Genomic DNA, 20,792 nt, shown 5'->3' on the forward strand with positions numbered 1-20,792 from the left:
TTCCGCAAAATCTAAAATTAAATGACAGAGCCAATGACTTGATTGCTTTTTTCAATCTAAAATCTAAAATCTAAAATCTAAAATTGTGTGATACCCATTGCACAGGATCTAATTGATAGTAACGTTGCAGTTGCTCATAAAGTGCTGGATGCTTGGATAACAATTGGTGCGGTTTCTCAAAGAATGTTTCAGTTGCTACGGCAAAAAATTCTGCGGGATTCGTTGCGCCATAGCTATCCATTACCGTCTTTACGCCTTGGATAACATCATTACAAAGTTGCTGATATGCTTGTGTCATCACCTTCGCCCAAATAGGATAGTCAGAATTGCGTTGCAGTATCGGAACTCCTTCAGCTTTACCATCTTCTTGATCTAACTGATGGGCAAATTCATGAAGCACAACGTTACGTCCATCCCTCCAGTTATTAGTGTCTTGTTTCACCTGTTCCCAAGACAGTACTACTTGGTCAGTTGTCCACGATTCCCCTAATCTTGCCACACGCCTTTCTTCAACAACATAATTTCCGATAGAAGTCGTTTCCTGAACAAAATAAGTATTGGGATACACCAGAATTGAGCGAAGTCTGGGGAAGTACTGCCCACGTTCATTTAGTAGGAGTAAACAAGCGACGGATGCAAGGGTCAATTTCATTTCCTCTGTTACCTGTAATCCTTTACAGCCAATAAATTGCTTTTCTGCTAAGAACACTTGAATATGTCCTTGAAGTCGTCTGAGTTCATTGGGAGAAAGACAAGGATAAATGGGAAGAGTGTTCTCAATAATAGCATTCCAAAGTGGAGGAAAAGGACGATGTTTGAGACGGTTTCTTCGCCTTTTGACTAAAATGGGATTGACTAAAATCCCAGTGAGAATCAGTGCAATGATGAAAAAGAAAACTATTGTTTTAATCATTGACTTTTGAACAGGTTATATATTTAATTTACTGGCAAGCAGGAGATCCAGACAACCTAGAAACAATACAAAAATAAACGAGAGTACGAGCATAATCGAAAAGCCACACCTGAATATATTGAACTGCTATTCCAATCAGTAGATGAGTTAAAGTCTTTATTAGATAAGCTCTTCAATCAGGGTGAGTTAGTCATTAAGTGGCATCGAAAGACAAAAAACAAGGGCAATGGTGGCTATGTTGCAATTTTAATGCCGATTAGCTTATGAGTTTTGGAAAGATGGCGATCGCCTGGTTAAAAAGTGCAAGTATATTCCAAAACGACTATTACGGAGAATAAAGAAGCTAGAAGCAGATAAAGCGCCAGTTAAAGAGATTTTGTCAATATTGCGAGTAAAATTATCGAAGAATCATTACCTCAGAAAAACCGCGCAAATTGTAAATATTAGGTAATATAGAAATCATATTTGATTTATGAAAAAAACTACGAGATAATACTGAGAACGAAAATTCAGTTTGAACTCGGCTTTACAAGCGTGCTATTCAGTTCTGAGAGTGATTGCAGAGTAAGCGTTAGCGCTGCGACTCCGCAGGAGTTTCGCCTTTGTCAACTGCTGTGTTAGTTTTCAGATAATCCTGCACCAACTTGCAACCATAATTCAGTGCATCTAAGTGGAGAATTCGCTGCAAATTCCAAAGAATGAGCATGTTGTCATCACCCCCTGAAGCTAGAAAACTCCCGTCGGGGCTGATAGCAATTTGCCTAATCGCTGCGGTATGTCCTCTAAGGGTCGTTATTTCCGTACCATCAAGCTTCCAGAGTTTGACAGTAGCATCTACGCTACCAGAAGCAAGTATTTTTCCATCGGGACTAAACGCAACTCCCCAAATGGCGGCTGTGTGACCTTTAAGTGTTTTGTGCAACTTACTATCCAACGTCCACAGCTTAACAGTATTGTCGCCACTTCCAGAAGCTACCATTTTACCGTCTTGGTTAAAGGCAACTCTCCATACTGCTGCACTGTGTCCTACAAGAGTTGTAAACAACTTACCATCAAGCGTCCACAGCTTAACACTACCGTCGCCGCTGGCTGAAGCAATGAATCGACCGTTTGGACTAAATACAACTTGCCAAACTTCTGCTTGATGTCCTTTGAGAATCTGCGGTGCAGAGCGATTGCGTTGCCATATCTGAGCAATCTTTTCAACAGTTGCGATCGCAACTGTTTGACCATCTGGACTTAATAGCGCTCCGATGATTTTGCTGTAAGGAACTTTGTAAGTAGCAACATTGGTGCCGTCTGGCTTCTTGAGTTTTACCGTATTATAGTTAATGACAAGACCAATTAATTTATCATCTCCACTGAATGAAACCTGGGAGATTGAGCCTCCAGATTCAGTCCAAGTTTTGAGCAATTTGCCTTGGCGACTCCAAAATTTCGCGGTATTTTCGTGGCTAGCTGTGGCTATGGTCGAACTGTCGGAGGTGATAGCGATTGACCAAATCCCGGACTGATGGGCAATGATAGACTTTTGGAATGGGTTTTCACTCTGCCAGAGTCTGACAACGTTTTCCGCGCCTGCCGAAGCAATAAAGCTACCGTCCTTGCTAAAAGTCACTCCCCAAATTGACGCAGTGTGACCTCTGAGCGTCCTCAGTTCTGTACCATCAATGTTCCAAAGTTTAATTGTTTTATCGAGACTGGCGGAGGCTATAGTCTGACCATCGGGACTAAAGGCAATTTTCCAAATCCCGGCACTGTGTCCAGTAAGAGTTTGATACTGGCGGTAGCTTCCATCTGTGCTATTTCGCTGCCAAAGTTTGACAGTTTTATCTTCACTTGATGAAGCAATAGTCTTACCATCAGGGCTGAAAGCTACTCCTAGAACCCAACTAGTGTGACCTTGGAGAGTTTGTACTAGCTTGGCGTTTTGCCAGCCTGTAGCGTCTCGTTTCCAGAGTTTTACTGTTTTGTCTACACTTGTGGCAGCAAGAAGCTGACCATCGGGACTAAAGGCTACTCCGTTAAATGCGTCTATGTAACCTTGAAACGTATTAATCCTTGTGCCATCTCGCTTCCAGATTATCACTGTTTTGTCCCAACTGGCAGAGGCAATGAACTGACCATCGGGACTAAAAGCTACTCCCCAGACCAAAGCCGTGTGACCTTTAAAAGTTTTTAGCAACTGACCCCTTCGGGGTTCGCCAGTCGCCTGCGACGGGAAACCCGTCTTCTCCTGGCGGAGACGCTGCGCGAACAGTGCTGGCTCACCGTTTAGCTTCCACAGTTTAATAGTGCCATCTTCACCTGCTGAAGCGAGTGTCTGACCATCAGGGCTAAAATTGACTGTCCTAACTGCTCCCTTATGACCTTTAAGAGTTGCAACTAGTGTACCATCACGTCGCCAAAGCTTGATTGTTTGATCTAGACTTGCTGAGGCTATTAGAGAACTGTCAGGACTGACATCTACAGCTAGAACAGCTGCTGTATGACCAGAAAAACGGTTGTATTCATCTGCTCCATAAACTGCTTGTTGCAGTGCATTTTCCACTTGAGGTGCAAGATTTATATTTAATTTACCTAATTTTTGCAGTCTTTTTTTTGCTTTGATTGCTTCTACAAGTGCATCCAATTTTCGATTTGAGGCAAACAATCCCACAGAAGAAGATACAAGCGCTTGAATTTCACTGTTTCTAGCTTGAGTTTCGCTTTCTTGAGTCTGGCGATACAAAATGAAAGTTCCTATTCCCAAACTACTAGAAACGAGCAACCCAATACTTACTGCAATTAGTAGATATCTCTGTAATAAAGCCGTTCTTTTCTCTTGTTCGAGTCGTGCTTCTACCTCTTTGGCTCGTGCTGCCTCCAATGCCATTTGCACTTCTTTGCGATCGCATTCAACACTTGCGGCTAAAAATTGATAATCTAAATCGCTCAGACTCTTGCCTTGTGACCAATTTTGAGTATCTTTTAAAGCTTGTCCTCGCAACAGACGTGATTCATCTTTGTAACGCGATGCTACCCAAGCGTTAAATGTTTGCGAGTAGGGACGGAGATTATCTAATTGTCTTAACACCCATTGGGCATTAAAAACATTTCGATAGATGGGATTTTTAATTTTGAGATAGCCGTTGTGTCTTTCTACTAAACCGGACAATAACAGTTGTGTCTGTTCTCGACTATCATCACTCGGAACAGAATGAAGGGGTAAAGGGGAAAACTCTTCTCCCCTGCTCCCCTGCTCTCCTGCTCCCTGGCTCTCCCGCTCAAGAGCCTCTTCTGCTTGCAATACCTGTTGATAGATACCCAACAACCGCCCGGCCTGTTGTTCGTCGAATAAAAGGCGATCGCGAATAGTACGCAAATGTTCGGGTTCGTCTTGTGACTGCCAATTTTGAATAATCTGCTTAAGCACTAATTGCTCTACCCACAATGCTTCTGTACCTGAAGGTAGGGTAATCATTCCTGTAGTAGTTTCAAAGGCAACTTCAGTAATTAACTCACAGAGTTTTTGTGTCAGAAAGGGTTGTCCGCCTGTCCAATAAATAACCTCTTGTAGTATTGTTTGTGGTTGACTGACTACTTCTTCTAATCCTAGAAGCAAGGGCGTGGCTTCATGGAGTCCAAAGCCGTGTAACTCAATTGCTTTACCAAGGTTAAAGGGTGTGCGGCGTTTATCAGCAATCAGGTCAGAGGGACTTGCTACACCAAATAGTGCAAATCCCAAGCGTTCAAAGTTTGAGTTATGTGGTCGTAGATTATAGCACTGACGAATCCAGGCAAAAAAGTCGTTAATTGGGAAACTTAAACTCAGCAGGCTATCAATCTCATCAATAAAGATGAAAATACGTTCATGAATATTTGGTAATAAAACTCCTTCAACAAACAGGTGTAGTTTTTGCACCGAGGAAATGCCTGCTTGCATCTCCCACCAACGCTTAAAGTTGACCTGTTCGGCTAAATTTAAGCTGTAGATCAAGCTGATAATAATGCCTTTATACCATTGATCTGGTGTAGTATCCTCGATACCCAAGCGGGTCATGTCTAAGTAAACACAACTATACCCTTCTTGCCTAAGACGATAACTTGTACGCTGTACTAAGGATGACTTGCCCATCTGACGAGAGTTGAAGACGTAACAGAAATCCCCAGCTTTCAAGGTGGTATAAAGTCTTTCGTCTGCCTGACGAATAACATATGTGGGGTCGTCGCTGCGGAGACTACCTCCTACTTGATATCTCATATCTAAGTGTAATTTTTAAACGAAGTAATTAACAAAATGATCAGTAATTTGTAGAATATATTATTAAAAGTAAATATTGCAAATATTACAGCACAGCTTTATGTAATATAGGACTCCGATTTTATTTTTGAAAAAATACTGAGACTGAAAAGCCCGTTTGATCAGGGTTGTATAGCAACAGCCAAGGTAGTTAGGACATTAACAAATGATAAAACTTAGACACAAAAAGGCTTTTCACCCATTCCCCAGTCCCTAGTCCCCAGTCCCTTACTATTAGGACTTACGCACACTCTACGAATTCTCGGCGCTCTTGGCGTCTTGGCGGTTCGATAAATTAGGCTTTTTGGCAATTTTTGCGTAAGTCCTAACTATATCTGAGATATTATTTAGAAATCAAACAGTAGTCCTATAGGTTAGTTGATTTTAGGTCAAACCATTACTATTTTTGCATATTTACTATGCATTATTGCCCAGGTTTCTAATTAGTGTTTACTCATTAAATTCCCCGGAAAATTGCTGATGTCTTCCTATTGTTATAAGTAGATGGGCGTTAAAAAATATAACTAGATTAAGAAATATAAATTACTTAAAAGCTTATATTCAATGCGTTTATTGTGCTTTACATAAGTTTACGTAGTTTGGTTTAATTGTGCCTACTTACTTAGATGTATTTAAATATTATCAGCATCCTGCGATGCCTACGGTGGGCTGCGCCTACGCGGTACTTGATATTGAGTCAATGCCTTACTGTTACTCTATCAAACAATTGTACATAGTTGCTTGACAAAATAGGCACGGTAGAGTTCGCAACGTGGTAAGATGCGATCGCCCTCAAAGCGAATTAAGCCCAAACCTTCAAGCTTGTAAGTGTCAATAGGATTAAGAGAAATACCTTGTTTTGCTGCCAGGATTTCAGCATAAGTCTTGGCAAGTCTAGGATTTTCTTGCAGTTTGATCAACTGTCGCCATAAATGATCGCGGTAGATGCCACCATTGGCCATCGCTTCCTCTATTATTTCTTGGAGGGTCATTTCTTGAGACCTAAGATAGTACAAACTAATCTGAATTAGTGCTGGATGTCCTCCTACTAATGATATTAATTGGGTAAAATCTTTAGCTTTAAACGAGTCTAAACTATACCGCCTAGCTAAATCTTCTACTTGTGGTTGAGTAAAATCGTTCAGACGAATAGGTAGACCAATATTAAAAGGAGAGAGGTTGATATCCATAGAGATGTACTCTTCCGTTGAGTAAACCATTACTAACCTCAGCTTTTGCCACTTGGGATTGTGTCGTGCTTCCTCACACCATGACCGCAACAAAGCAAAAAACTCGTGACAAATGTGAGGATATTCAAAAAAACGGTCAACTTCATTCAACACTAAAACCACTGGGCTTTGACATTGATCGAGCAAATAGTTTTCTAAATAGAAGCCGCTACTCAAGTTGTAGCCAATTTCTTCATTCCATTTTTCTTTAAGGTTGGGGTCAATACCTAACCCTGTTGCAATTTTCCAGCAAAGACGACGCAACAGTTTATTTAAATCAGTTAGACACTCACTATCGAATTGGTAGCAATTCAGATTCACAGTCTGATACCCAAATTTCTCTGCAAACGCACAAAGGCGCAACACAAGAGAACTTTTACCCATCTGTTTGGGAGACCTAATGCAAATCACGCAGCCACTAGTAGTTACTTCTCGGTAAACCTTTCTCTCTAATGGAGGACGTTCAATATAAAAGTGAGAATCTAAAGGTACGGGGCCATCCGGGTATGACCAAAGATTTTCTATCTGTTCAGTTTGTGTATGATATTCTTTGACAAATGAGGTGAATTCGGAACGTTGAGATAAATCTTCTTCTATATTTGCAATAGATAATAACTCAGATGTTTCAGTCTCATTTGCTTTGTTGACTATGGTGTAGTCTTCGCTGTGTAATTCTAGATTAAAAGCGCTAAAGCAGAGTTTTATAGTTTTTTGATCTACACTTTCACTTAAAGACCATAATTTACTCAAAGTTCTAGTAGAAACATGAATGCGCGAGCTTATTTCTTCTAAACTCAAGTGTTCGCCTTTATTTTCTACTATCTCCACAGAAAGAATTGCTGTTTGTAACCGTTTAATTCCTGTGGATGTTAGTACAACTCCTCGTGTCCGTTTAGTTTTATACATTGCTATTACAGGTTTTTATTATAAATGAGTGTCACAAGCAATAACTTTTTCTATTTACCTACTGAAACTGAAATTTAATGTAGCAATTTTTGATACACTATTTTTTCCTTTTTTGTAAAATCCATAAAGACTCTAATCAACTAAGTTACATTATATTAGCTTGATAGTAAATACTGACATCAATTATCTATTTATCTTACTTTTCCTACTTTTCCTACTTTTAAACTCGGTATTTTCATGGTAGTCTTGCAAAAACTCTTTGAAGAAATAAAGGACTTGTCTTTGCCTAAATTTGTATAGATAGGATTAAATAAATAATGTAATATTTTTAATTTATATAAGTTATGACTTTTCTGTTTGTGTGTTACAAAAATATTATCGCTTTAGGATAACTATACATACTGAGTATTAATAGTTATAAAACTACTGATGATCAAAACTCGGCAGAAATTATGCACAAGCAAAGTCCACAGATATACGACTAAATGTGTATTCATAGTAGCAATTTATACTTATTTATCAAATAAGCAATGCAGAACTTATCTAACAGATGTATTCTGATTACTAGTTCTTATTAAGAAAAGAGAAGATTTTCCAACTGTCTTGATACCCATTGAGGAGTGAAAACACTCCGGTAAATCGGATTTTTAACTCTCAGATAGCCGTTATAATTTTCCACCAAACCAGATAGCAACAGTTCTGTCTGTTCTTCACTATTATCGGCTGGTATCAAGTTTTCTATCGGGTTCCTATTCCTTAGTCCCTCTACTTGTAACACCTGTTGATAAATGTTTAATAACTTTCCTGCTTTGTGTTCGTCAAAAAGTAAGCGATCTCTTATAGTACGAAGATGTTTAGGTTCATCTTGAAATTCCCAATGTTGAATAATGCGCGATCGCACCAACTGTTCTACCCAATATCCTTCAGTACCGTTCGGTATGGTAATCGGTGTCTTATAACTTTCTAAGGCAACTTGCACAACTAACTGACAAAGCTTTTGGGTGAGAAACGGCTGTCCTCTTGTCCAATGGATAATATGCAGTAATATTGCCTGTCGCTGGCTGACTACTTCTTCTAAACCTTCAAGCAGGGGCATAGCTTCATGTAATTGAAAGTCGCATAATTTAATTGCTTGACCAATCTTAAAGGGGGTTCGATGTCGAGCAACAATTAGGTTAGATAGACTAGCTACACCAAACAAAGCAAAACCCAAACGTTTAAAATTTGAGTTATGTGCTTGCTGCTCATAACAGTAACTAATCCAGATAAAAAAATCGTTGACCGGAAAATTCAAATTTAACAGGCTATTAATATTATCGATAAAGATAAAAATGCGATTATTTTGAATTTCTCTCAGCAATACTTGTTCAACAAATTGATACAGTTTTTGTACAGTATCAAGCTCTGATTGTTGCTCCCACCAACTCTCAAAATTGACCCGTTTTGTCAGATTTAACTTGTGAAACAGGCTGAAAATAATCTCTTTATACCATTGTATAGGTGTAATTTGATTAGTACCTAATAGAGCTAAACTCAGATAAACACATATATGATTTTCTTTTTCTAAGCGATAAATAGTCCGGTGTAGTAGAGATGATTTGCCTGTTTGGTAAGAGTTGAAGACGTAACAAAAATTTTCGGTTTTTAATCCAGTATAAAGTTGTTCGTCTGCTTCACGGACAATATATGTAGAGTCATCATACTTCAGGCTACCACCGACTTGATATCTCATAGTCAAGTCAATTATTAAAAATTATATAGGATATTTTTACTTTGTAGGACATAATATTATTTATATGGAATTATTCTATGAATAAAGAAATTCTTCGATAAAAAAGCTATGTATTTTGAGATAACTATAAAGCAATTATCTTAGAGATAGTGGAGAAGGCGATCGCTATATCATTTGCAGAATTATCTTCTCTTACCTAAAAGTAAAAATCAAGGAAATTTAAGATAGTTAATCAATTTGATCTAAAAATGAGTAAAATTCTGACCTCTCAAGAAACACAGGGGTGTAGGAGGTATGGGTTAGGGCAAACGCATCTAAATTTTAACAATCATACTTTTCAAACAACTTCTTAGCCCATTTAAAAATGTTGCCAATGTTTCACACCTTGCCATTGGTTTTACTAGCTGATGAAATAATTGGTTCATTCCCTTGCACCTAGCCCTGACAAATGGAATTCGTGGCAGAAACTAAGTCCCTCCAGGTTCGGGGGCGATGCTCCTTCTCCTGAGGGAGACGCTAGGCGAACATCGTTAATGCTTGGCTAACGCATACCCTACGGGAAGGCGTTCCGCCTACGACGGGAAGCACCTTTCCTTCCCTACGGGACGATGTACAAACCGAACGCTACGCGTTAGCGGAGCTTTCGCTTTAGCGATACGCAAAGCGTCTCGTAGAGAAGACTGCGACCCCCTCACCGCCTGAGTGGACTAATGGAAAATCAAGGGTTTGAAACCCGCCTGCGAGGGTTTTGCTCATTTAGCAGCGACTTCAGTCGTCTGGTAATTTTCTGTGGAAAGTCAAGTATGCTGGTAAGTCCAGTCGGCGGTGTCGGCTTAACTTTCTTAAGTTTCTTAACTTTCTTAAATGTCCTAAGAGAATGTTTTAACTATGTTCTTAACTGTCTTAACTGTTATTGTATTTTTTTGATAAAACTGAGATCATCTGTTTATTGTATATCTGAAGAAAACTAATAAATAAATTGTTAATGTCAACTTAAAACTAAACAATGACTTAAGCATTAACAGAAGCAATTAAATGTGGGTGTGGATTTTCAAGCATTCAAGTTTGATTTTTTTACTATTAGCCAGCAAGGGCTACTGATCATTAAGCTAGTAGCCAATAGTCTGAAACAACAGATTTCCATTAGTACACATGATAGTAATTTTGTAAAGTGCATAAATCCTAAATAATATTTTTTAACTGTGTATGAATTAGCACTGATCCCATGAGTTGATCCACAAACTTTTTATTGTAAATACAAAAATACTATAAATTTACACAAATTTTCAATTAAAAATGCAGAAAATATTGGTATCTAAATATATTGAACCCCGTAATTTAAGTTCTTTTCAAAGAATTTTACTAACAACTGATGGCACATTGACAGAAATATTAGAAGCTTATTTATTAGAAAAAATCCAATTAGTCAAATTATCAGAAGAATTAATAAAAATTGCAAAACCTATTCTTGCTTTAAATTTAGAAGTAGGTACTCAAGTAATTGAGAGAAAAGTTCTGTTGCGCGGCAAAATTAGTTTAAACAACTTTATTTATGCTGAATCTATAATTGTCCCTGAAAGGCTAGATAGTAGATTCAAATCTAGACTAATTGAATCGCAGGAACCAATAGGTAGGCTCTGGTTAGAACATAAACTTGAAACTTTTAAAGAAATAATTGATTCAGGTGTAGAAATATCTGAAGAATTATTCCATTATTTTAATATTGCTAGAGAAGATAAAATGCTTTCTCGGACTTATCGAGTTTTTTCTAATCAACAACCGATAATGATGATTACAGAAAAGTTTCCTGAAAGTTATTTTATTAAAGATAATGAACGATTTGTTTTCTAAATAAGCACAGATTTACTTAAACCTGTATAATTTTAAAAATTAATGGAAGAAGAATAATGTTAAAGCAAAGGCTTGCCGAAGTTGTCAAAAAATACCCTGATAAAACTGCGATCGCCTACGATCAATTAAGAATTAGCTATCAACAGTTTTATAATTATATTACACACTTAAGTAACCATTTAAGTACTGCTGGTATTGGCCAAGGTGACTGCATAGCCTTGATTTTACCCAACAGTCCAGAATTTGCGATCGCCTTTTACGCGACTGCCAAATTAAATGCTATAGCTTTGCCAATCAATCCCCTTCTCAAAGAGGATGAACTTAAATACTACATCATTGACAGCAATACTAGTGCAATTGTTACTAATAGTGATGGAGCAGAAATTAGCCGTAAAATTATCTCAAAAATTGATAGAAAAATAGAATTAATTGTTCTTGATGAGACTGATATACTTACCAAAGAATTAGACAACTCCACAATTACGGAAAGTATCCCTACTTTTATAGGTGATGTACTTTATCAATATTCCTCTGGATCTACAGGCAGGCCTAAGAGAGTTTGTAAAACTCAAAGTAATTTATATCACGAAGTTAAAAACTTTACTGAATCTACTAATATAACTTCAGCAGATAATATTTTATGTGTAGTGCCACTTTACCATGCACATGGTTTAGGAAATTGCTTATTAGCTGCTATACAGAATGGCGCAACTCTGGTGATTTTAGAACAAGTTTCACATCAAGGAAAAATCATTGAAGTGCCATTTGTTTTTAGACGTGCGAGAGTATTAGAGCTTATAGAAAAAGAAAACATTACTATTTTACCTGCTGTTCCTTATATTTTGAATACTCTAGCAGAAACACCCAATGACACTCAAATTGATATTTCCATACTGAAACTATGCTTTTCGGCAGGTAACTTTTTATCAAAAGATATTTTTGATAAATTTCTTCAGAGATTTGGCATTCCTGTAAGACAACTTTATGGTTGTACAGAAGCTGGTGCTATAGCAATTAATCTAGATGAAAATATAAAAAATACATATACTTCTGTAGGTTTGCCTTTAAAAAATATTGACATTAAAATTATTGATGATGCCGAAAAAGAAGTACCAACTGGAAGTATTGGAGAGATAATTGTCAAAAGTCAAGCACTGACTGAAGGATATTGTAATAAACCAGAACTAAATCGACAGGTATTTAAAGATGATTGGTTTTTCACTGGTGATTTAGGCAAGAAAGATGAAATCGGGCGTATTTATATTACTGGTAGAAAGCAAATCTTCATTGATACAGGAGGTTACAAAGTTGATCCACTAGAAATAGAAAACATATTGATAAGTCACGATCGGGTTAAAGAAGCCGTTGTCGTTGGCATCAAAGGCTCCTATGCAGGAGAAGTTATTAAGGCGGTTATTGTACCTCAAAACCGAGATATTTGTGATGCAAAAGATATATTAGCTTACTGTCAAGAAAAGTTAGCTGATTTTAAAATACCAAAAATTATTGAATTTCGTGATGAGATTCCTAAAAGTCCATTAGGTAAAATATTAAGAAAAAACTTAATTGATAATTTGTCAGAAACTATAAGGTCATGAAAAATATTGATTTAATTGAAAAAGAAACTAAAAATATTGTATTAAACATCTTACCAAATATTAATGGTGAAGATTTATCAGAGTCTAGCAATCTTTTTAGTATAGGTCTAGATTCGGTCAATGCTATGTCACTTGTACTTAAATTACAGAATAATTTTGGCATTAAATTTGAGATTAATGATATTAATGCAGAAAATTTTCAAAGCGTAGCAACTATTGTGAAGCTGATTGAGCAAAAGCAAGGCTGATAATTTTTAGAAATGGGCTTTTTTCGCAAAACCAAATACTCCAGAATATCCCTAAAAACCTGAAGTAAAAAGACTAAAATGAGCTATCCTGCTGAAATCAATTCATTAGAACCAAACAAACCAGTAAAAAGTAGAGAAGATATTTGGCAAGCGATCGCAAGCATTCTCGATTTACAGAATCAAGCTCCAGATTTGAAGCCTGTATCTCGGAATGAACATCCGCTTTTGTCTTTTTCACAAGAAAGATTATGGTTCATTCAACAGTTGCAGCCAGATAGCTCCGCCTATAATGTCTCTTTAGCTTTTCGTCTTCAGGGTTTACTCAACATTTCTGCATTAGAGGATAGTCTCAATGAAATTATCCAACGCCACGAAGTATTGCAAACTACGTTTCTAGCTTCAGAAAACCAGCCTGTTCAGGTGATTTCTCCCAATCTCAACTTGACGTTACCTGTAGTGGATCTTCAAGAACTCTCTGAAAGGGAAAGAGAAACTCAAGTTTTGCAACTGGTAAAAAACGAAGTTGAACAACCCTTTGATTTAGAGCAAGGATCGCTGTTGCGCTTTTCTCTAGTGCAGCTACGTGAAAATGAATATGTGCTACTGCTGAGTGTCCACCACATTGTCTTTGATGGTTGGTCTGAGGGTGTTTTGTGGCGCGAACTCACAGCCTTGTACACAGCTTTTTCGACTGGTAAGCCTTCTCCATTGTCTAAACTGCCGATTCAGTACGCAGACTTTGCTGTTTGGCAGAGACAGTGGCTGCAAGGTCAAGTCATAGACACTCAACTGGACTACTGGAAGCAACAATTAGCAGGATCGCCTCCCCTGCTAGAACTTCCTACCGACCGAGTGCGCTCACCCATACAGACAAACCGTGGTGGCATTAAACGCTTTCAGCTAGATGAGTATCTGACTCAAAAACTCAAAAGCCTTAGCGAAAAGTCAGGCGCAACCTTATTTATGACTTTGCTGACTAGCTTTGTCATCTTACTATCGCGCTACAGCAATCAAGAAGATATTCTCGTCGGTTCTCCGATCGCCAACCGCAACCGTAGTGAAATAGAATCTCTCATCGGCTTTTTTGTCAATATTTTGGTGTTGCGTACTGACGTTTCTCTTAATCCCAGCTTTTGGGAATTACTACAAAGAGTACGCCAAACAGCAATGAAAGCATACTCTCACCAAGATGTGCCGTTTGAGAAAGTAGTAGAAGCTTTGCAGCCAGAAAGAAACCTCAGCTACTCTCCCTTATTTCAGGTAATGTTCATTTTGCAGAATACGCCGCCTGGAAAATTGGAATTACCTGGTTTATCTCTAACTCGCTTAGAAATAGAAAACTCCACAGCTAAGTATGATTTAACCTTGTCGATGATAGAGAGTGAGCAAGGACTTAGTGGCAGTTTAGAGTACAACTCTTACCTATTTGAACAAGCTACAATTACCCGGATGATAGGGCATTTTGTGAGCTTATTGGAAGGTATTGTTACTAACCCACATGAGTCTATTTCACAATTACCTCTACTGACAACAACTGAGAAACAGCAGTTATTAGTCGAGTGGAACAATACTCAGGCGGATTACCCTGGTGATAAGTGTATCTATCAGTTGTTTGAGGAGCAGGTAGAGCGTACCCCGGATGCGGTAGCAGTTGTATTTGAAAATCAACAACTGACTTATCAGCAGTTGAACTGTCGTGCTAATCAGTTGGCGCACTACTTAGGCTCATTGGGTGTAAAACCAGATACGCTGATTGGTATTTGTGTAGAGCGATCGCTAGAAATGGTAGTGGGAATTTTGGGCATTCTCAAGGCAGGTGGTGCTTATGTGCCACTTGATCCAGAGTATCCCCAAGAGCGGTTCAGCTTCATGCTGCAAGATGCAGATGTTTCCATCCTGTTGACTCAACAAAAATTGCTTAAGAGGCTACAGAATCATCAAGCGGAGTCTATCTGTTTGGATACTGATTGGCAATCGATTTCTCGGTCGGATCAAGATAATCTAATTACTAATTTAAAAGCAACTAACTTAGCTTATGTAATTTACACCTCTGGTTCTACGGGTCAACCTAAAGGTGTAGCCCTGAATCAGCTTGCCCTTAACAATTTGATTCTGTGGCAACTAAAAAATAATCCAATCTCTAGTGGAGCGAAAACGCTGCAATTTGCTCCTATTAGTTTTGATGTCTCCTTCCAAGAAATGTTTTCTACTTGGTATTCGGGAGGTACATTATTCTTAATTACGGAAGAACTAAGACGAGATCCTGTAGCTTTGTTAGGTTTTCTCCAAGAAAAAGCTGTTGAGAGGTTATTTGTTCCTTTCGTCGCCTTGCAGCAGCTAGCTGAAGTTGCTATTAGTCGTGAATTTTTTCATAGTCATTTAAGAGAAATTGTTACAGCTGGAGAACAGTTGCAGATTACTCCGGCCATTTCTCAATGGTTCAGTAGACTAGATAATTGTACTTTGCATAATCACTATGGCCCATCGGAAAGCCATGTAATCAGCACTTTTACCTTGACTAATTCAGTGGACACTTGGCCGCTACTTCCTCCTATTGGCCGTCCTATTAGTAACACACAAATCTACATTTTAGATAAGTATTTACAGCCTGTACCCGTTGGTGTACCTGGAGAATTGTACATTGGTGGTGTTTCTTTAGCGCGAGGCTACCTTAACCGTCCTCAGTTGACACAAGATAAATTTATCCTCAATCCTTTTGATGAGACGGGAGAAGGTAAGTTATATAAAACAGGAGATTTGGCACGCTATTTACCGGATGGTAATATCGAATACCTGGGACGCATCGATAATCAGGTAAAAATCCGGGGTTTCCGCATCGAGTTAGGAGAAATTGAAACAGTACTGAATCAACATGGTGATGTGCAAGTATCTACCGTCATCGTCCGTGAGGATCACCCTGGGCAAACTTGTACTGAGCGAAGTCGAAGTAAGCAGTTAGTCGCCTACATAGTGCCGCAAAAAGAGGTGATACCAACAATCAGCGAACTGCGGCAATTCATGAAAGCCAAATTGCCAGATTACATGATACCCAGTGCTTTTGTGATTCTAGAAGCCTTACCCCTGACTCCTAGCGGCAAAGTAAACCGTCGCGCTTTACCTGCACCGGATTTACTCAGTGAAATAGCAGATCAATTTGTTGCACCCCGCAATCCCACTGAGGAAAAATTAGCCCTGATTTGGTCACAAGTGCTGAAGTTAGAGAAAGTAGGCATTCATAATAATTTCTTTGAACTAGGTGGGCATTCTCTAATAGCGACTCAAGTAATGTCTCGCTTGCCAGAAGCTTTTGGGATTTCGTTGCCGTTGCGATCGCTATTTGAGTCACCGACGATCGCACAATTAAGTGAAGTCATCTTACGTGAACTGAAAACTGGTTCGAGTCTGATGCTTCCAGCAATTTTACCAGTTTCCACAAGACAAAACATACCTCTATCTTGGGCGCAAGAACGCCTGTGGTTTCTCCATCACTTAGAAGGCGAAAGTGGAGCCTACACAATGCCTTTCGCGATGCGTTTGGTGGGGAATCTCAATATCAAAGCTTTGGAACAAGCGGTTGAGGCAATGGTGCGGCGGCATGAAGTTCTGCGGACTCGTTTTGAGATCAAGCATGACAAGCCAATACAGGTAATAGCCCCTGATATAGCCATAACATTACCAGTGGTGGATCTACAAAATGTCGCAGACCCCTGGAAACAAGTAGAGCAACTAGCGATCAAAGAAGCCTACAAACCATTCGATCTGGCGAAAGATCCGGTGTTGCGGGTCAAAATGTGGCAAGTTGCGACTGACGAGTATGTACTACTGATAGCCATTCACCATATTGCTGCTGATGGTTGGTCAATAGGCGTTTTGAACCGCGAATTGTCTGCCCATTATCAAGCCATTACCACAGGTAGCGCAGTTGAATTACTAGAGTTATCCGTACAGTATGCCGACTTTACCTTATGGCAGCGCCAATGGCTGACAACTCAGGTACTTGAACCTCAGTTAAGTTACTGGAAACAACAGTTAGCGGCAGCGCCACCTTTGTTGGAATTGCCTACAGACCGCCCCCGCCCAGCTATCCAGACTTTTCGAGGCGGAACAGAGCGATTTCAACTTGATGCCTTGCTGACTTCTCGGCTTAGACAACTGAGCCACAAGTCTGGAACGACTCTGTTTATGACACTGTTGACGGGATTTGTCGTGTTAATGTCTCGCTACAGTGGTCAAACGGATCTTGTAGTTGGCTCCCCGATCGCAAATCGCAACCGCAAAGAAATTGAAGGGTTAATTGGCTTTTTTGTCAATACTCTAGCACTAAGGTTCGATCTGTCCCCACAACTGACCTTGAAAGCCTTGCTGGAGCAGGTGCGACAGGTGACTCAAAACGCTTATGACCATCAGGATTTGCCTTTCGAGATGTTAGTTGAAGAGTTGCAACTGGAGCGAAACTTAGATCGCAACCCACTGGTGCAAGTGATGTTTGCCCTTCAGAATGCGCCAACCAACCCTTGGGATTTACCTGGTTTAAGGGTCGAGAAAATGCATTGGGGGGTTGAGGCGGTGCGGTTTGACCTAGAAGTTCACCTCTGGGAAGTTCCCGAAGGTCTTGAGGGCTTTTGCTATTACAGCAGCGATTTATTTGATGCGGCAACGATCGCCCGGATGATAAAACATTTCCAGAATTTGCTAGAGGCGATTGTTACTAACCTAGAACAACCAGTCAGCCAATTACCTCTACTGACAGCACAAGAAAGGCAGCAATTGTTAGTAGAGTGGAACGCCACCCAAACGGATTATCCGGCAGATAAATGTATTCATGATTTGTTTGCAGCCCAAGTTGCACAAAACAGTAATGCAGTCGCGGTGGTTTTTGAGCAGCAAAAGCTCACTTATCAGGAGTTGAATGCACAGGCAAATCAACTAGCACATTATCTGCAAAAACTGGGCGTGAAACCAGGTGTGCTGGTGGGTATTTGTGTCGAACGTTCTGTATCTATGGTTGTCGGGTTATTGGCAATTCTCAAGGCGGGTGCGGCGTATGTGCCTTTGGATACAGATTATCCTCAAGAGCGTTTGGCTTTCATCATAGAAGACACTCAGATATCGGTGCTGTTGACAACACAGAAATTAACTAATGCAATTCCCAAACACCAAGCGTGTATTGTCTGCTTTGATACTGATGCAGATGCGATAACTTCGTTAAGCTCCGCTAACGCTCTCTTCAGCCAGCAAAACCCCATAGCAGCAGTAACACCCGATAATCTCGCTTATGTAATTTACACTTCAGGTTCCACAGGGAAACCCAAAGGAGTAGCTGTGACTCACCGAGCCGTGAATCGCTTGGTAATCAACACAAACTACATCAACATAGAACCAACAGATGTCATTGCCCAAGCTGCAAATTACGCTTTTGACGCAGCTACCTTTGAAATTTGGGGAGCGTTACTAAACGGAGCGCGGTTAGTAGGGGTGAGCAAAGATTTAGCCCTTTCGCCCAGAGAGTTCGCTGATTTTTTGCGATCGCAAAAAATCAGTATATTATTCTTGACGACTGCCTTGTTCAATCAAATTGCTCAGGAAGCCCCCTATGCTTTCAATTCACTACGACATCTCTTATTTGGAGGCGAAGCTGTCGATCCTAAATGGGTGAAAGAAGTACTAGAAAATGGTGCGCCACAGCGACTACTGCACGTTTATGGGCCAACAGAGAATACCACATTTAGTTCCTGGTATTTAGTGCAGGATGTCCCGAAAGACGCTACAACTATTCCCATCGGGCAGCCAATTTCCAACACACAGATATATTTATTAGATCCCCAACTACAGCCTGTGGGCGTTGGTGTACCAGGAGAACTCTATATTGGGGGTGATGGTCTAGCAAAAGAATACCTCAATCAACCAGAATTAACTCTCCAAAAATTTATTCCTAATCCCTTCTTAAGAGGTAGGGGAGCAGAGGAGCAGGGGGGCAAAGAAGCAGAAATTCTTCCTAATCCCCAGTCCCCAGTCCCCAGTCCCCAATCCCCAATCCCCAGTTCCCGCCTCTACAAAACTGGAGATAAGGCACGTTACTTAAGTGATGGGAATATTGAATTTCTCGGTCGGATCGATTATCAGGTGAAGATACGAGGTTTCCGGATCGAGTTGGGAGAAATTGAAACCGTTTTGAGTCAACACCCCTTGTTGCAAGAGAGTGTTGTGGTTGTAAGAGAAGATACGCCTGGTGATAAACGTCTGATAGCTTACTTAGTACCGACTCTTCATCGTCAAACATTACCCCAGCAGGTTAGTCAATGGCAGAGTCAGTATGTTAATGATTGGCAAATGCTCTATGAACAACTCTACAGCCAAAATCAAACATCCACAGATGACCTTATATTTAATATTGCTGGTTGGAACAGTAGTTATACCAGACAGCCAATTCCAGATCGGGAAATGCAGGAGTGGGTTGAGAATACAGTCAGCCGAATTCAAGCTAACTTTCCCCAGCGCGTATTAGAAATTGGTTGTGGAACAGGGTTACTGCTATCTCGTCTTGCCAAGCACTCTCAACAGTATTGGGGAACCGATTATTCCATCGCCGCCATACAGCACGTTGAGCAGATATGCAGCACAGTTGAGGGTCTAGAAGATGTGCGCCTGCTGCACCAAATGGCAGATAACTTTGAAGGCATCCCGCAAGGAGAATTCGACACTGTTGTTTTGAACTCAATCGTGCAGTATTTCCCCAGCATTGAGTATCTGTTGCAGGTTTTAGAAGGAGCGATGTCTACGACGGGCTACGCCAACGCCACAATTACTCAACAGGGTACAATTTTCGTGGGCGATGTCCGCAGCTTGCCATTACTGGAGCAATACCATGCAGCCGTGCAGTTGTCCCAAGCAGAGTCGGATAGAACTATTGAGCAATGGCAGCGAATGGTACACCAGAGTCTGGCCGCCGAGGAAGAATTGGTTATTGATCCGGGTTTCTTCATTGCCCTCCAGACACGTTTTCCCCAGATTGGTTGGGTGGAAATTCAGCCCAAACGTGGTTACGCGCAAAATGAGCTAACCCAATTCCGCTATGATGTTACCCTCCATATCGGTACTAAGGTTCAGCCATTTACCATTGCTTGGTTAAATTGGCAACTAGACAAGCTCTCGTTCACAGAAATTCAAAATCAACTGCACAAAGAGCAGCCAGAACTTTTAGGAATTAGGCGTGTGCCGAATCAACGGGTACAGCAAGCACTACAGATTTGGCAGTGGTTGGAAAATCCCCCAATTGTGGAAACAGTCAACCAACTGCGGCAGATATTAGCACAACAGCCAACAGTTGGGATCAATCCAGAACAGTTTTACCAGTTGGGGCAGCAACTCGGTTACACAGTTCACCTCAGTTGGTGGGAGAGTAGCCAGGATGGTTGTTATGATGTGGTGTTCTGCCGTCATAGTTTAACGCAGACATCTGATGAGACAATCGCTCACTTCGACTGCGCTCAGTACAAGTTTTGGGATAGTTCAGCCGTCACAACCAAACCCTGGACTGAATACACAAACAATCCCTTATACGGCAAGTTGGTTCAGAAACTAGTGCCACAGGTGCGTGAATATATCCAACAAAAGCTACCCGATTACATGGTTCCGCAAGCTTTTGTTGTTCTCAATTCCCTGCCCTTAACCCCCAATGGCAAAGTAGATCGTCGCGCCCTGCCTTCACCTGATACAGCCACGAGAAATCTTTCCACTGGCTTTGTTTTACCGCGATCGCCTATTGAAGCTCAAATCGCTCAAATCTGGAGTGAAATCTTAGGAGTTGAACGCATTGGGGTTAAAGACAACTTCTTTGAACTAGGGGGTCATTCGCTACTCGCTACCCAAGTCCTGTCAGAGATTAACTCAGCTTTTGGACTCGATCTATCTATACAGATGATATTTGAGTCTCCCACAGTAGCTGGGATAGCAGCCTACATAGAAGTAGTGGATTTGGTAACACAGAATTTATCAGTTAAAGAAGTCAGTAGCGAGGTAGTGGAGTTTTGAGC

8 protein-coding genes are annotated in these 20,792 nt (G+C 40.2%); 4 read left to right on the plus strand and 4 right to left on the minus strand.

Going from position 1 to position 20,792, the window contains the following annotated elements:
- Positions 1–70: 70 nt before the first annotated feature.
- From V7K35_RS06345 to V7K35_RS06360, 4 genes are all read right to left on the minus strand, one after another.
- Positions 71–913, minus strand: a complete 843-nt coding sequence (locus tag V7K35_RS06345) for a zinc-dependent peptidase (protein ID WP_335077320.1) — start codon at positions 911–913, stop codon at positions 71–73.
- Between the two features lie 571 nt (positions 914–1,484).
- Positions 1,485–5,156: an AAA-like domain-containing protein gene (locus V7K35_RS06350; RefSeq protein WP_335077322.1), complete on the minus strand. Its 3,672-nt coding sequence runs from the start codon at positions 5,154–5,156 to the stop codon at positions 1,485–1,487.
- 758 nt (positions 5,157–5,914) lie between these two features.
- Positions 5,915–7,330, minus strand: coding sequence for an AAA-like domain-containing protein (locus V7K35_RS06355; protein WP_335077324.1), 1,416 nt, complete (start codon positions 7,328–7,330; stop codon positions 5,915–5,917).
- Between the two features lie 574 nt (positions 7,331–7,904).
- Complete coding sequence (locus V7K35_RS06360; protein WP_335077326.1) at positions 7,905–9,062, minus strand: AAA-like domain-containing protein; 1,158 nt, start codon at positions 9,060–9,062, stop codon at positions 7,905–7,907.
- 1,296 nt (positions 9,063–10,358) lie between these two features.
- On the opposite strand from V7K35_RS06360, the gene V7K35_RS06365 reads away from it, so the two are divergent.
- The 4 genes from V7K35_RS06365 (at position 10,359) to V7K35_RS06380 (ending at position 20,790) form a co-directional block, all read left to right on the plus strand.
- Positions 10,359–10,913: a chorismate--pyruvate lyase family protein gene (locus tag V7K35_RS06365; RefSeq protein WP_335077328.1), complete on the plus strand. Its 555-nt coding sequence runs from the start codon at positions 10,359–10,361 to the stop codon at positions 10,911–10,913.
- Positions 10,914–10,969: 56 nt separating this feature from the next.
- Positions 10,970–12,511, plus strand: a complete 1,542-nt coding sequence (locus V7K35_RS06370) for a class I adenylate-forming enzyme family protein (RefSeq protein WP_335077330.1) — start codon at positions 10,970–10,972, stop codon at positions 12,509–12,511.
- On the plus strand, positions 12,508–12,759 hold the full coding sequence (locus V7K35_RS06375; RefSeq protein WP_335077332.1) for an acyl carrier protein: 252 nt from the start codon (positions 12,508–12,510) through the stop codon (positions 12,757–12,759). The genes V7K35_RS06370 and V7K35_RS06375 overlap by 4 nt, the downstream gene beginning before the upstream one ends.
- Before the next feature lie 78 nt (positions 12,760–12,837).
- On the plus strand, positions 12,838–20,790 hold the full coding sequence (locus tag V7K35_RS06380; RefSeq protein ID WP_335077334.1) for an amino acid adenylation domain-containing protein: 7,953 nt from the start codon (positions 12,838–12,840) through the stop codon (positions 20,788–20,790).
- Positions 20,791–20,792 lie beyond the last annotated feature (2 nt).

The organism is Nostoc sp., from assembly GCF_036917275.1.
GTDB lineage: Bacteria > Cyanobacteriota > Cyanobacteriia > Cyanobacteriales > Nostocaceae > Nostoc.

Coding starts and splice junctions, on each gene's coding strand:
- V7K35_RS06345 (WP_335077320.1), bottom strand. CDS start 913: ATGATTAAAACAATAGTTTTCTTTTTCATCATTGCACTGATTCTCACT.
- V7K35_RS06350 (WP_335077322.1), bottom strand. CDS start 5,156: ATGAGATATCAAGTAGGAGGTAGTCTCCGCAGCGACGACCCCACATAT.
- V7K35_RS06355 (WP_335077324.1), bottom strand. CDS start 7,330: ATGTATAAAACTAAACGGACACGAGGAGTTGTACTAACATCCACAGGA.
- V7K35_RS06360 (WP_335077326.1), bottom strand. CDS start 9,062: ATGAGATATCAAGTCGGTGGTAGCCTGAAGTATGATGACTCTACATAT.
- V7K35_RS06365 (WP_335077328.1), top strand. CDS start 10,359: ATGCAGAAAATATTGGTATCTAAATATATTGAACCCCGTAATTTAAGT.
- V7K35_RS06370 (WP_335077330.1), top strand. CDS start 10,970: ATGTTAAAGCAAAGGCTTGCCGAAGTTGTCAAAAAATACCCTGATAAA.
- V7K35_RS06375 (WP_335077332.1), top strand. CDS start 12,508: ATGAAAAATATTGATTTAATTGAAAAAGAAACTAAAAATATTGTATTA.
- V7K35_RS06380 (WP_335077334.1), top strand. CDS start 12,838: ATGAGCTATCCTGCTGAAATCAATTCATTAGAACCAAACAAACCAGTA.